The organism is Geobacter anodireducens (assembly GCA_001628815.1).
Taxonomy (GTDB): Bacteria; Desulfobacterota; Desulfuromonadia; order Geobacterales; family Geobacteraceae; genus Geobacter; species Geobacter anodireducens.
Genome location: CP014963.1, coordinates 1,351,834 through 1,366,089, shown reverse-complemented (window position 1 = coordinate 1,366,089; position 14,256 = coordinate 1,351,834). Strand labels below are relative to the sequence as shown.

11 protein-coding genes and 2 pseudogenes are annotated in these 14,256 nt (G+C 63.7%); 4 read left to right on the top strand and 9 right to left on the bottom strand.

Going from position 1 to position 14,256, the window contains the following annotated elements; translation table 11 throughout:
- Positions 1-9 precede the first annotated feature (9 nt).
- The 9 genes and pseudogenes from A2G06_06220 to A2G06_06180 all read right to left on the bottom strand — a co-directional run bounded on the left by A2G06_06220 (position 10) and on the right by A2G06_06180 (position 9,908).
- Positions 10-768, bottom strand: a complete 759-nt coding sequence (locus tag A2G06_06220; GenBank protein ANA39983.1) for a chemotaxis protein CheW — start codon at positions 766-768, stop codon at positions 10-12.
- A 56-nt stretch (positions 769-824) separates the two neighbouring features.
- Positions 825-1,628 carry an ATPase gene (locus tag A2G06_06215; GenBank protein ANA41611.1) on the bottom strand — a complete coding sequence of 268 codons (804 nt, stop codon included), beginning with the start codon at positions 1,626-1,628 and terminating at the stop codon, positions 825-827.
- 2 nt (positions 1,629-1,630) lie between these two features.
- A pseudogene (locus tag A2G06_06210) lies at positions 1,631-3,693 on the bottom strand (chemotaxis protein CheA).
- Between the two features lie 18 nt (positions 3,694-3,711).
- Positions 3,712-4,077 (bottom strand): two-component system response regulator, encoded by a 366-nt coding sequence (locus A2G06_06205; protein ID ANA39982.1) that lies wholly within the window; start codon positions 4,075-4,077, stop codon positions 3,712-3,714.
- Positions 4,074-5,750, bottom strand: coding sequence for a hypothetical protein (locus A2G06_06200; protein ANA39981.1), 1,677 nt, complete (start codon positions 5,748-5,750; stop codon positions 4,074-4,076). The genes A2G06_06205 and A2G06_06200 overlap by 4 nt, the downstream gene beginning before the upstream one ends.
- Before the next feature lie 134 nt (positions 5,751-5,884).
- Entirely contained in the window at positions 5,885-7,201 is a 1,317-nt protein-coding gene (locus A2G06_06195; GenBank protein ANA39980.1) for a ribosome biogenesis GTPase Der, read from the bottom strand.
- Positions 7,198-8,097 (bottom strand): GTPase Era, encoded by a 900-nt coding sequence (locus A2G06_06190; protein ANA39979.1) that lies wholly within the window; start codon positions 8,095-8,097, stop codon positions 7,198-7,200. The genes A2G06_06195 and A2G06_06190 overlap by 4 nt, the downstream gene beginning before the upstream one ends.
- Positions 8,098-8,136: 39 nt before the next feature.
- Positions 8,137-9,165, bottom strand: coding sequence for a radical SAM protein (locus A2G06_06185; protein ANA39978.1), 1,029 nt, complete (start codon positions 9,163-9,165; stop codon positions 8,137-8,139).
- Positions 9,162-9,908 (bottom strand): ribonuclease III, encoded by a 747-nt coding sequence (locus A2G06_06180; GenBank protein ID ANA39977.1) that lies wholly within the window; start codon positions 9,906-9,908, stop codon positions 9,162-9,164. Before A2G06_06180 ends, A2G06_06185 begins: the two co-directional genes overlap by 4 nt.
- 134 nt (positions 9,909-10,042) lie before the next feature.
- On the opposite strand from A2G06_06180, the gene A2G06_06175 reads away from it, so the two are divergent.
- The 4 genes and pseudogenes from A2G06_06175 (at position 10,043) to A2G06_06160 (ending at position 14,252) form a co-directional block, all read left to right on the top strand.
- Positions 10,043-10,684: a dTMP kinase gene (locus A2G06_06175; protein ID ANA39976.1), complete on the top strand. Its 642-nt coding sequence runs from the start codon at positions 10,043-10,045 to the stop codon at positions 10,682-10,684.
- Between the two features lie 4 nt (positions 10,685-10,688).
- Entirely contained in the window at positions 10,689-11,660 is a 972-nt protein-coding gene (locus A2G06_06170) for an AAA family ATPase (GenBank protein ANA39975.1), read from the top strand.
- Positions 11,661-11,722: 62 nt separating this feature from the next.
- The gene (locus A2G06_06165; protein ID ANA39974.1) at positions 11,723-12,760 is read left to right on the top strand and encodes a hypothetical protein; all 1,038 of its coding nucleotides are present in this window, start codon (positions 11,723-11,725) and stop codon (positions 12,758-12,760) included.
- Positions 12,757-14,252 (top strand): annotated as a pseudogene (locus tag A2G06_06160) (methionine--tRNA ligase). The gene A2G06_06165 and the pseudogene A2G06_06160 overlap by 4 nt, the downstream one beginning before the upstream one ends.
- Positions 14,253-14,256 lie beyond the last annotated feature (4 nt).

The window sequence follows — 14,256 nt, the reverse complement described above, 5'->3', positions numbered from 1 at the left end:
TCCTGGGCATTACATCAATGCTGAATCGAGCACCTTTTCCAGTTGAAGCAGGATGATTATTCCACCGTCGTGGCGGCCAATGCCGTTGACGAATTCACGATCCATGCCATCGAGCACGGCAGGCGGATGTTCGATGGTTGCGGCCGGGACCTTCACCACCTGGGTAACCTCGTCCACCAGGAGACCGCACAGTCCCTCTCCGTGCTTGACCACGACGATCCGCTCCTTCCCGCGGGCCACGGCTTCGGCCAGGCCGAGACGCTCGCGCAGGATGAACACGGGAATGATGATGCCGCGCAACGACAGAACCCCGGCGACAAACGGCGGTGCATGGGGGACCTCGGTGGTCTCCCGGGGCTTGATGATCTCTTTCAGCTCCATGATATCGATGCCGTAGGTTTCGTCGGCCACCCGGAAGCACAGGACTTCCAGATACGCTTCCGTCTCCCTGGCGGATTCCGTCTCCGTGTCGGAGACAAGGTCTTCCACCAGGGCTGCCCGGCGCCCCTGGAGGATGAGCGCCAGGGGGTCGAGAACGGACGGAGCGGCCGCCGGCGCGAAAACCGGTACCGGAAGGGCACCATCATCGGGAGCGAACACGTCGTCGGACAGCTCCTGGAGCTCCGGCGCCGTCGGCGCTGAAGTCGCGCCGGCAACGGGCCGGTCCGGCTCCTGCCGGGGCTCCCGCCGCAACTCGGCAGCCGGCGCAGCCCCCTCCTGCCGGCGGTCACGCTGGGCCTTTTTACGTATCTCGGCGATATCCATCATATCCGTTTTCCCTCGCCATGCAAGTTACCACGGCTCCCCACGGAAGTTGTGAGCTGTCAGTACAGGTTCGCCTCGTCCCGCAACTCCTCCACCAGAGAGGCGTCGATCCACGCCGCATCCCTGCCGTAACCGACCAGCAGGGCATTGGTTGCCAGTATGTTGATCTTGCGCGGCACGCCGCCCGAAAGCTCATGAATCCGCTGCACCGCATCCGGGGAAAAGAGCCCCGGCGCCCCCCCGGCCACTTCGAGCCTGAAATCGATATACTCCAGGGTCTCGTCGAGGCTGAGGGGCTGAAGGTGGTAGTGAAGCGCAATCCGCTGCCGCAGGGGCTCATGGACCGGGTCGGCCAGGATCTGACGCAGCTCGGGCTGCCCCATGAGGACGACGCTCATGAGGTTCTGGTCGTCCAGTTGGTAGTTGGTGAGAAGTCTGATCTCATCGAACACGTCCCGGTCCGGGACGAGCTGGGCCTCGTCCACCACGATCACCGGGCAGCGCCCCTCGGCATGCAAGAGGTAGAGCGTTTCGGTGAGTTGTTTCAGCAACTCGTCCTTGGCCCCCGCCGGATTGTCGACCCCGAGGCTCCGGGCGATGACCCGCAGAAACTCCAGCGGCGAGAGGCGGGGGTTGAAGATGAAGCAGAAGCGGCACGCCTCGCCCATGGCATCCATGAGCGCCCGGGAAATGGTGGTCTTGCCGCAGCCGATATCGCCGGTCAGCAGGGCCAGTTCCCGCTCCTCAACGGCGTACTGGAGGCGCGCAAGGGCCTCCCGGTGCCCCCGCGACAGGAAGAGGTAGCGCGGGTCAGGGGTCTTGGAAAACGGCTTTTCCCGCAATCCATAGAATTCCCGGTACATTTACCCCCCGCTCCGCAGGCTTCGCCGATGATCCCCCCCACATCCATGACGAGGATCGTCCTCTGGTCGCCCAGGTCGGCGGCGCCCGATATCCCCTTGTACCCCTTGAACATGTCGCCCAGCGACTTGATGACGATGTCCTGCTGCCCCACCAGGTCGTCCACGATGATGCCCAGGCGTTTTTCGGCCACGCCGACCACCACCACGTAAAAACTGCCGGGCGGGGGGGTCTCGCGCTGGACCCTGAAAAAGCGCTCCAGCCGCACCAGCGGCAGGGTGGTCTCCCGGAGTTGGTACACCTCTTTCCGTTCCACGGTAAGGATTTCCCGCTCCTCCACGATGATCGTCTCAAGCACCGACGTGATCGGAATGGCGTAGGTCCGGTCAGCCGTGAGGACCAGCAGCGCCTTGATGATGGCGAGGGTGATCGGCAGGGTGATGATGATCCGGCTCCCCTTGCCGAATTCGCTTTCGATGTCGACCATGCCCGACACGGCGGCGATGTTGCTCTTCACCACGTCCATGCCGACGCCCCGGCCCGAAAGCTCGCTCACCTTGTCCGCAGTGGAAAAGCCGGGGAGAAAGATGAAGTCGAGGGCGTCCCGGTCGCTCACCCCTTCCAGGGTCTTGATGAGCCCCTTCTCCAGGGCCTTCTGCTTGACCTTCTCGATGTTGAAACCCCGGCCGTCGTCGGCCACCTCGATGACGACGTGGTTGCCCTTCTGGTAGGAGGAAAGCCGGATCGTTCCCCGTTCGGGCTTGCCGGCGGCACTTCGCTCCCCGGGAGTTTCCAGCCCGTGATCGATGGCATTGCGGATGATGTGGACTATGGGGTCCGAGATATCCTCGATGATCAGCTTGTCCAACTCGGTGTCGGCGCCGAACAGTTTGAGGTCGACCTTTTTATCCTGCTCCCGGGAAACCTTCCGGACGATGCGGGCCATTTTCTCGAACAGTTGCCCCACGGGAATCATCCGGATTTCCATGACCCCCTTCTGGAGCTCGGTCAGCTTGCGGTCGAGCCCCTTGGCGGCCTTGCCCAGCTCGATGGCCAGGGATGAGAACCCCGCCAGCCTCATGCGGGTGGTGATATCAGCGATGGTGGAGTGGGAGAGGACCAGCTCCCCCACGATGTTCATGAGCTCGTCCAGCTTGCCGATATCGACCCTGACCGTGCGGCTCATGCTCTTGGCAGTAAGTTGGTCGTCAACGCCGGCCGGCGCTGCGACGGCCGGTGCCTGCGCCGGCACGGACGGCAGCGAGGACGCCGGCGCGGCTGTGGCGGGAAGGTCAGCGTGCTCTTCCGGCGGGGCAACGGAGCCGTAGCGGACGATGGTGAGCCCGTCTCTGTCGAGCAGTGCGGACAGGCCTTCTTCATCCAAGTCGGTGCCGAAGAGGATGTCGAAGTCTATGAACGACTCGGGTGAAGCGCTGGCGCTCGGCAGCGTACTGACGACCTCCCCCTCTTTTTTGAGCGTGTCGGAGATCTCACCCAGATCCTGGTCAAAGGACATGAGACTGAAGGATGCGTGGATGGAAAAGATGTTCCGCCTCTTTTTCACATTCTCCAGCAGGCGGTGTTCTTCGTACTCCGTCAGGGAGTTGAGAACCTTGTCGGGCATGCCCAGTTCCCTGAGGGGCGAAACCTCCTGGGCTTCCCGGGCCGAGGCGCAGGCGTTGAGCGGGAGACGGCGTCCTCGATGGCCGCACTGTGCTCCTCGCCGCTGCCGATGCCGCGGATGATTCCAGCCAGCAGCTCCATGGAATCGAACAGCACGTTCATGGTTTCGGGGGTGAGGGGGATCTTGCCGAGCCGCAGAGAGTCGAGCAGGTTCTCCAGATTGTGGGACAGGGACTGGATTTCCGTAAAGCCGAACATCCCCGCCAGCCCCTTGAGGGAGTGGGAGCCGCGGAAAATTGCGTTCAGGAGATCAGGGTCGCATTCACCGCTGTCGGCACAGTCGCCGAGGGTGACCAGGTCGATGCTGAGCTTCTCGACAATCTCTTCGGCCTCGGCCAGAAAATCATCAACGGCCCTGCCTGATGCATCGTGCGTGTTGGTCATGGAACCCTCCACCTCTGCTCAGGAGGTGTACTTGACGATCAGATCCTGGAGACGGGCCGGATCGAACGGCTTGACGAGATATTCGTTCGCCCCGAGCGACAGCCCCTTTTCCCGGTCCCGCTCGCTCCCTTCGGTTGAAATGATGAAGAGCGGGATGTGCCTGTAATTGTCGCTGGTGCGGACAAAGCTCACCAGCTCAAGCCCGTTGATGTCGGGCATGTTGATATCGGTGATGATCAGATCGAGCCGCTCCCGGGGAAGCAGGCGCAACGCCTCGAATCCGCTGGAGGCCTCGACGATCTCGAACCCATCCAGGGACTGGATGGTGGCCACCAGCATCGATCGCATGGTGGCAGAGTCTTCGGCAATCAGAATCCTCTTCACGTTCCCCCCTGGCCGCTTTCGAGGAGCTTGCGCTCCAGAAGCGCCTTTTCCATGGCCACACCGGCCTGGGAAAGGAAAATCTCCAGGGCCTCGGTGCCGCCGATCGGCTTTTTGTCGGGCAGATTGTCGCCATAGAGGATGGCGACGACCCGCCCCTCGCTCACGATGGGGCCGACAAAAACCTCGTCGGGGATCTCCGGCCCCAGGTGCTCGAACAGGTATCGGTTCCAGACGGCCGGCTCGGGCCTCACCACGGCCGGATGCTTGGCCTCCAGGATCGCGCTGAAGAGCGATTCGCCGTTACGCGGGATCCGCAGTCTTCTCACTCGCGCGTCAGCGGAGCCCCCGGTCTCCTCGATGCCGAACTGGCCCAGCCCGACGATCTCGTCGCGCCTCACCATGAAGATGATGGCCCGATTCATGAACTCGGCGGCAAAACGGAGGACCATCAAGGTAACGCCTCCGCCGAGGGCAGGGTTGGACAGTTCTTCGAGCATCCCCCGCAGCAGCGTGATGCCGGTGCTCGGCTCCACGGCCTCGACCTCGCCGTTCAGGTCGTCGCCCAACTCCAGGCGCAACTCGTGGCCCAGATTCACTACGTCGCCCGTGGCAACGGAGAGTTCGCCGCCCCGGAGCCGCCGGAGCACATCCAGCAGGTGACGGCAGAAACGCTCGGCTTCCTGCGGGTCCGCCATCTGCGCCCGCCGCGGCTTGATCAGGTGGGGATACCCCATCCCCCCGACCCGGCGTTCGGCGTCGCTGTTATGGTAGTCGGACATGACCAGGAGCCGGAGGTCGGGAAAATTGTTCCGCACGAGCTCCACGAGTTCGAGACCGCCCAGGATCCCCGTGCCGTCCATGCGCGGCATGATGAGATCCGCAAGGACCACTGGCCGCTTTCCCTTGCGATAGAGAGAATCGATCCGGATCAGCGCATCCTCGCTCCGCTCCTGCTGATAGACCCGGTAACCTCCCCCCTCCAGCGCCGCCGCAAGCATCTCCCGGGTCAGGCCATCGTCGTCGACAAGGACAAGCGATACCGGCTCTTGGGTTTGTGCCGCAGCGTCCGGCTGCAGACCGGACGCATCCCCCCCCTCCATGCCGGCCACGGACGGGACGGCTGCCTGGGGCGCTGCAGCGGGAGGAAGGTCTCCGCGGTGCCGTTGTTCGTCGATGATCCGCGCGCCTTCCATGGCCAGGAACTGAGGATTCAGCCCCTGGTCGAGCATGAACTGCATCGGGTCCATCCGGATGCTGTCGACCGCCTCCACGGTTTCCTGAAGCTCAAAGTCGAAGGCTCCCTCGACCCAGGCGAACAGGGAGTAGACGACTTTTTCGAATTGCTCCCGGACCACCTCGTCGATGGCCGCCGCAGCTACTCCATACTGGCGGATCAGGATCGAGCCGAGCCGGGCCTGAAATCCTTCCCGTTCCTGGAGGGCAAGGGCGCCGCGGAGGGTCGCCAGATCAATGAGTCTCTTGCGGATCAGCAGTTCGCCGAGGCTTTCCTGGAAACTGCTCGACGAGGCCCGGATCACCTTGCCCTGGCGGAAAACGATCTCGCCCAGCCGCCCTCTGCTGTTGAGCCGCAGGACACCCGATTTGCGGGAAAGGCTTACGATCTGGAGGATTTCCCCCAGGCCCAGATCTTCCAGGTTGCCGACGAGACTCATACCCGAATCCTGTCAACACGTCGCGGATTGGTGCTGGAAGCGGCGCCCATCATAAACCATCGGCCCATGCAAGTAAAGTGGTTACGACTCCCCGCGAGGGGCCGCCCAGCCGCCGTTTACGCTCGTTCGGGGGGCTAGCGTTCCCGTCCCCTGAACAGCAGGCGTAAGGGCGTTCCGGTAAAATCGAACGCCTCGCGGAATTTATTAACAAGGTACCGTTCATAGGAAAAGTGCATCCCATCCGGCCGATTGGTGAAGATGACGAAGGTGGGGGGCCTGGTCCCCACCTGGGTGGCGAAGTAGAACTTGACCCGCCGCCCCATGACGAGCGGGTGGTGATGGCTCTCCACCGCCGCCGAAAAGACCCGGTTGAGCTCCGAGGTGGTGACCCGTTTCACGAACTGGGCCATGACCTTGTCCACCTCTTCCATGATCCGGTTGAGCCGCTGGCCTGTTTGTGCCGACACAAATACTATCGGCACAAAGGCGAGATACTTGAATTCAGTCCTGATCTTATCCACGAAGCGCCCCACGGAGCTGTTGTCCTTCTCAATGGCGTCCCACTTGTTGACCACGAAGATGCAGGCCTTGCCCGCCTCAAAGGCATAGCCGGCAATCCGCTCGTCCTGCTCGGTCACCCCCTCCTCGGCATTGAGCACGATGAGGACCACGTCGGCCCGCTCGATGCTGCGCAGGGAGTCCACCACGCTGTATTTTTCGATCTTCTGGGTGGTCTTCCCCTTGCGCCGGATGCCTGCGGTATCGATGAGGAGGTAGCGCTTCTTGTTGCAGGTGAACCAGGTGTCCACGGAATCCCGGGTGGTGCCGGGGGTGGGGTTGGCCACCACCCGCTCGTATCCCAGCAGCCGGTTGACCAGGGAGGATTTGCCCACGTTGGGGCGGCCCACGACGGCGATCTTGGTCGCCTCGCGCTCCTCGGGGCTGGTGGTCCGCCGGGGCAGGGCCGCCACCACCTCGTCCATCAGGTCGCGCACGCCGCGGTTGTGCTCCGCCGAAATGGTAAGCAGATTGTCGACTCCCAGGGAGTAGAACTCGGATGCCGCCACCTCCAGGGTTTCGCCATCCACCTTGTTGACCACGAAGAAAACCGGCTTGTCCACCCGCCGGAGCATCTCCACCACTTCCACATCGGCGGGGTTGAGTCCGGCGCGGCCGTCCATGAGGAAGAGGATCACGTCGGCCTCTTCCATGGCGAGCCGGGACTGCTCGCGCATCTGCTGGAGGAGGCGGTCGGAGCTCTCGGGCTCGAACCCGCCGGTGTCGATCAGGATGAAGGGGGCGTCGAAACGGGTGACCGTCTCGTAATTGCGGTCCCGGGTTACGCCGGGCATGTCGTCAACTATCGCCTTGCGGCGCCCCACGAGGCGGTTGAAAAGGGTCGACTTGCCCACATTGGGGCGGCCTACTATGGCAACGATCGGCAGTATCATCGGTATCCGAGCTCCTTGAGTATGTTCGGGTTTTCGCTCCAGTCCCTGCGGACCCGCACGAAGAGCTCCAGAAACACCTTCGTGTCGAGCAACCGCTCGATCTCCAGCCGGGCCTCGCTGCCGATCTGCTTGAGCATGGCCCCCTTGCGGCCGATGATGATCCCCTTCTGGGAGTCGCGCTCCACCGTGATGGTGGCGGAAATGGAGACGAGGCCTCCGTCCTCCCGCTCCCGGAAGCTGTCCACCTCCACGGCGGTGGAGTAGGGAATCTCATCACGGGTGAGGCGAAAGACCTTTTCCCGCACGATCTCGGCCACAATGAACCGCTCGGGCAGATCCGTGAGGATGTCGTCCGGAAAGTAGACCGGCCCCTCGGGCAGGGTATCGCGCACCACCTCCACCAGCCGCTCCACGTTCTCGCCGGTTTCAGCGGAAACCGGCACCACTTCGCGGAAAGGAAACAGCTCGGCATAGGCGGTGAGCCGCTCGGCCAGGATATCAGGATCGATGAGATCGATCTTGTTGACAACCAGGAAGACCGGTACATTCACGCCGGGCAGAAGCCCCGCGATCTCCCGCTCCTGGTCGCCCGGAGCCCGGTTGGCCTCCACCAGCAGCATGACCAGGTCCACCTCGCGGATGGAGGAAAGGGCCTCTTCCACCATGAATTTGTTGAGCCGCGAACGGGCGTGGTGGATTCCCGGCGTGTCGATGAACACGATCTGGGCGCCGGGCAGATTGTGGATTCCCTGGATGCGGTTGCGGGTCGTCTGGGGCTTGTCCGAGGTGATGACGATCTTTTCCCCGAGGATCCGGTTGAGAAGCGTCGACTTCCCCACGTTGGGGCGGCCGATGATCGAGACAAAGCCCGAGCGGAATGGCGTTTTAGACAACATAGTACTCCTTGTGAGTGTGGCCGCCGCTAGGGCGGCTGTTCAGTCGGTCAGACCGCCGGCAACGGTGCCGCCGGCGTGGGTCAGGGTAAGGGTATCGGGTGCCGCGGCGGGGCAGCCGGCAACCCCGGTGATGACGATCCCCCGCCGTTCCAGCAGGCGGGACAGGTTGGCGCGCCGCTGTCCCACCACATCGGAAATCCGTGCGGGGGCACAGGCCACCGACACCTCGGTTCCCGCGGCAAGGCCGGCGGTAAGCCGCTCCAGCAGCCGGTACCAGAGCTCGCCCTCCACGAGCTGGCGCAGGGCCGGGTGCCAGGGGCCCGCCAGCACCGAACGTTCCAGGATATCCGTCGGCTGAAGGCCCAGCCGGATGACCGGGACCCCGGCCCGCTTGCAGGCCAGCAGCATGTCGGCACAGAGAGGTACGGCATCGGCAAGGGTCAAGGGGGTGTAGCTCCCTTCGGCCCAGAGTTCGGCAAGCCTGGTCCCCGCCACTACCAGGGTCGGGTAGATGCGGAGGGAGACGGGCTTCAGATCGAAAATCCGCGTCAGGGAATCCAGCGAACGCTCCCGGCTGTCGCCGGGCAGTCCGGGCATCAGTTGCGCCCCCGCGGCGATCCCCTCGCGCCGCAGGACCTCGAATGCCCGCACCGTGTCAGCGGCCGAGTGCCCTCTGCCGGACGCCGCCAGAACCCGGTCGTCCATGGATTGGACGCCCAGTTCCACACTGGCTACCCCCATGGACTTCAAAAAGCCGGCTGTTTCGGCATCGAGGGCGTCGGGCCGGGTGGAAAGCCGCACGCTCCTTACGGAACCATCGTGCCGAAGGGGCTGCAGCGCCGTCAGGAGTCTCTCCTGTTCGCTGCGGGGAAGGCTCGTGAATGTGCCGCCGTAAAAAGCCGCCTCAACGGGCCGTCCCCTGCCGAAGGCCTTCACGGCGGAATGGATCTCTGCGGCGGTCGGAAGCCCACCGGTCCGGCCTGCGATGCGCTCCTGGTCGCAGAAGACGCAGCGGTGGGGGCATCCCTGGTGGGAAATGAAGAACGGGACGATAACGGGCCGCGTCATGGGACAGCGCTGCGCCGCCCCGCTTCGAGGCGTTCCAGGCATTGGCGCGCCGCAGCCTGCTCCGCCTCCTTCTTGCTCCTACCAGCCCCCTGGCCCAGGAGCTGCTCACCCACGTACGCCGCCACGGTGAAGCGCAGGTCATGGGCGGGACCACTGGTATCGACCAGGACATATCGGGGCAAGCCACCATACAGGGCGTGGGCCAGTTCCTGGAAATCAGTCTTGAAATCCCGTCCCTTTACCCCGGCAGCAACACCGGCCAGGCGTGGGCCGAACCACGCGTCCACGAGACGCTCCACCGGAGCCATCCCTCCGTCGAGATACATGGCCGCCAGAAGAGCTTCCAGGGCATTGGCGAGCAGCGATCTGCGGTGGCGGCCTCCGGAGCGCTCCTCGCCGCGCCCGAGGCGCAGATAGCTGCCGAGCTCCACGGCCGCGGCCAGGTCGGCGAGAGTCTCTTCGCCCACCAAGGCCGATTTCATCCGTGCCAGCGTCCCCTCCCGGCTTTCGGGGTAGTGCTGCAGGAGCATCTTGCCGATGCAGAAACCAAGGATGGCATCGCCGAAAAATTCGAGCCGTTCATTGTCGGGAACCGTCGGGGAGCGGACCTCGTTCAGCCAGGAACGGTGGGTCAGGGCCTCGTCCAGAAAGCGGCGGTCAGTGAAGCGATAGCCGATCGAGGTCTCCAGTCCCTCCGCTGATGCCGCGCCGCCGGCGACGGGTTGTTCATCCGTTTCACGCATAGCTGGGAAGTATAACCCGATTCCATCGTCTTTATCAATAGATATGCGGACCGGAGACCATTTTGCGCTTGATAATGCATGACCTCTCGCCTATAATTCGGCCTTTACGAATCGAGAGGGTACGTCCGGGCCGTATGGGCTATTTCATTACATTCGAAGGCATCGAGGGATGCGGCAAAACGACCCAGATCCAGCGGGCGGCACAGTCCCTCAAGGAGGCGGGCCACCGGGTGGTCGTGACGCGCGAACCGGGCGGCTGCCCCATTGCCGACGACATCCGGGCCATCCTGCTGGACGCCGGCAACAGCGCCATGGTCCCCATGACGGAGCTCCTCCTCTACGCGGCGGCGCGGGCCCAGCACGTGGCCGAGGTCATCGCACCCGCCCTGGCGGAGGGGGCCGTGGTCCTCTGCGATCGCTTTACCGATTCCACCCTCGTCTACCAGGGTTTCGGCCGCAACCTGGACCGGGATCTCATTGCCCGGCTCAACACCCTGGCCGCAGGACAGATCCGGCCGGACCTCACCATCCTCCTCGACTGCCCCGTGACGGTGGGGCTTGCCAGGGCTGCGGCGCGGATCAGCTCCCGGCAAACGAACCGGGAAGAACGGTTCGAGCAGGAATCGCTCCTCTTTCACGAGCGGGTGCGAGAGGGGTTTCTCGCCCTGGCCTGCGGGGAACCCCACCGGTTCGCCGTGATCGACGGAAACGAAGGGGTCGAAGCGACGGCAACGGCCGTGGCGGGTGTGCTCCTGAGCCGCGTGCCCCGGAGGTAGGACGATGCCCTTTTCCCGCGTCCTCGGCCAGGAAACCGCCGTAAACGTCCTGCGGCGCGCGCTCCGTTCGGGCAAAGCGGCCCATGCCTACCTCTTCGAAGGGATCGAGGGGTGCGGCAAGATGACCACCGCCCTCGCCTTCATCGAGGCTGCCTTCTGCCGGCGGGACGACGGCTGCGGCTCATGCCCCTCCTGCCGGAAAATGGCCGGACTCCAGCACCCGGACCTGCACCGCCTGGCTCCCGAGGGTGCATTCATCAAGATCGACCAGATAAGGGAACTGCAGCGGGAGCTTTCCCTGCGTCCGGTTGAGGCACCGATGAAGGCATGCATCATCGACGATGCCGATCGGCTCAACCCGGCAGCGGCCAACGCGCTGCTCAAGACGCTGGAAGAACCGCCGGGCAGCGCCCTTCTGATCCTGCTCACCACGAACCCGGCAGGGATTCTCCCCACGGTCCGTTCCCGCTGTCAGCTCCTGAGGTTTTCGCCGCTCCCCGAGCGGGTGATCGAAGAGTACCTGACGGACGCAGGCCGGGAACCGGACGCAGCCCGCCTGGCCGCATCCCTGGCTGGCGGTAGCCTCTCCCGGGCGCTGGAGATGGAGGAAGGGAGCGCCGGGGCGGCCCGGCAGGGACTGATCGAACGGCTTCGGACTCTCACTCTGGAAGAGATCACCCCCCTCTTCGCGGCCGCCGAGGAACTGGCCGCGGACCGGGAACGCGCCGTGGAGGCCCTTGGCACCCTCACCTCACTGTTGCGCGATATTCTCCTCATCCAGGGAGGAAGCAACGGGGTGGTCAATCGGGATCTCGTCGCCCTTCTCGAAGAAGAAGCGTGCCGGGTGACGCCGGAGCGGACCCTCGCCCGCGTCGGCCACGTCATGGAGGCGCGCCAGGCGCTCCAGCGCAATGCAAATCCCCGGCTCACCATGGACGTGCTCCTCATGCGCCTGGCGGACCGGACGGCACCGTAACGCACTCCGTCTAAAAAACGGGCACTTCAAACTGACAACGGGGAACTCCCCGGGAGGATAGTGTGGTCAAAATCGTCAAGGTCCAGTTTCATACCGCCGGGAAACTCTACGACTTCGGTTCCGGCGACCTCGACCTGAAACAGGGTGACCGGGTCATCGTCGAAACCGAGCGGGGCCGGAGCATCGCCATGGTCGTTACCCCGCCGCGGGAATACGAAGATACCCATGCCCCGGAGGGGCTCAAGAACATCGTCCGCCTCGCCGAACCGTCTGACCTGGCTTCGGCGGCCCGCAACGCGGCCAAGGAGCAGGACGCCTACCATTTCTGCCTCCGCAAGATCAAGGAGCGGGGCATGGACATGAAACTCGTCAAGGTGGAGTATCTCTTTGACGGGAGCAAGGCCATTTTCTACTTCACCGCCGACGGGCGGGTCGATTTCCGGGAGCTGGTCAAGGATCTGGCCCACCAGTTCCATACCCGCATCGAGATGCGTCAGATCGGGGTACGGGACGAGTCCAAGATGATCGGCGGCATCGGCATCTGCGGCCGGGAGCTCTGCTGCTCGTCCTTTCTGCGCGATTTCGAGCCCGTCTCGGTCAAAATGGCCAAGGAGCAAAACCTGGCCCTCAACCCCACCAAGATCTCGGGCCAGTGCGGCCGGCTCCTCTGCTGCCTCGGCTACGAATTCGAAACCTACTGCTCCCTCAAGAAGTGCCTGCCCAAATGCGGTAAGATTGTGAAGTGCGGCGCCGCGGAGGGGGAGGTCGTCAAGCAGAACATCCTGGAAGGGACCGTCACCATCCGGACCGAGGAAGATCGCGAAATGGTCGTCAAGGGCGAGGAGATCAAGCCCGAGAACATCTTCGATCGCCCCAAGGCCCCGCGCAAAGAGGGAGGACGGGAGAAAGACCAGAAATCGCCCCAGGACGGGGAGCGCCGCGAACGCCCCCGGGAGCGCGACAAGGAACGCAAAGAAGGCTCAGGTGGCGAGCGGCGCGAACGTCAGGAGCGGGAGCAGGCTCCCCCCCGCGAGGAGGGGGGCAACCGGGAACGCCGGGGCGGCAAGGGAAGAGACCGGGATAAAAAGGAGAAGAAATGAGCCGAACGTTCTATGTCACGACACCCATCTACTACGTAAACGACGTACCGCACATCGGCCACGCCTACACCACCCTTGCAGCAGACGTTCTCGCCCGCTACAAGAAGCTCAAGGGGTACGAGGTCTTCTTCCTTACCGGCACCGACGAACATGGCCAGAAGGTCGAAAAGGCGGCCAACACCGCCGGCGAAACGCCCCTGGAACTGGCCGACCGGGTGGTCAAGCGTTTCCAGGGCCTGTGGGAAAAACTGGACATCCAGTACACCGACTTCATCCGCACGACCCAGGAACGGCATAAGAACGGGGTCTCGCACATCTTTACCAAGATCATGGCCCAGGGTGACATTTACCTGGGTGAATATGAGGACTGGTACTGTACTCCCTGCGAAACCTTCTGGACCGAAACCCAGCTCATGGACGGCAAATGCCCCGACTGCAACCGTCCGGTGGACAAGCTCAAGGAAGAATCCTACTTCTTCAGGATGAGCAAATACCAGGAGCAGCTCCTGGCCCACATCGAGGCGAATCCCGACTTCATCCAGCCCAAGAGCAGGCGCAACGAGATCATTTCCTTCGTAAAGGAAGGCCTGCGCGACCTCTCCGTCTCCCGGACCTCCTTCAATTGGGGCATTCCGGTTCCCGGAAACGAAAGGCATGTCATCTACGTCTGGTTCGATGCCCTGACCAACTACATCACTGCCCTGGGCTATCCGAATGAGGAAAGCGCGTTCAAGACGTACTGGCCGGTGGACGTTCACCTGATCGGCAAGGACATCCTCCGTTTCCATGCGGTCTACTGGCCCACCTTCCTCATGGCCGCGGGACTGCCGGTGCCCAAAAAGGTCTTTGCCCACGGATGGTGGACCGTGGAAGGCCAGAAGATGAGCAAGAGCCTCCAGAACGTGGTGGAGCCCAACATGCTGGTGGACCGGTACGGCATCGACGCGGTCCGTTATTTCCTGCTGCGTGAAGTCCCCTTCGGCCTTGACGGCGACTTCTCCCACGCGGCCCTTGTCCACCGGATCAACTCCGACCTGGCGAACGATCTGGGCAACCTGCTCAACCGCTCCACCGCCATGGTCAACAAGTACTTCGACGGCGTTCTCCCCGCCCCCGGCCCCCAGACCGAGCTGGACACCGCCTTCAGGGAAAAGACCGAAGCCATGGTGCGCCAGGTGGATGCCTGCATGGACGAACTGGCCTTCAGCAAGGGACTCCAGGCCACGAGACGGCCCCCTGGACCCTGGCCAAAGGCCCGGCCAAGCGGGACTACCTCGGCACGGTCATGTACACGCTGTTGGAAGCCCAGCGCATCGTGCACCTGATCCTCTCGGCCTTCATGCCGCGCACCGCCGCCAAGGCCCTCGACTACCTGGGATGGACGGAGCCCTGCCGCGACGAAGATCTCGCATGGGGCAGGCTGGCGCCCGGGGCGCGGATCGTCAAGGCGGAGGCCCTGTTCCCCCGCATCGAGGAGAAGGAAGAGAAATAGTTCC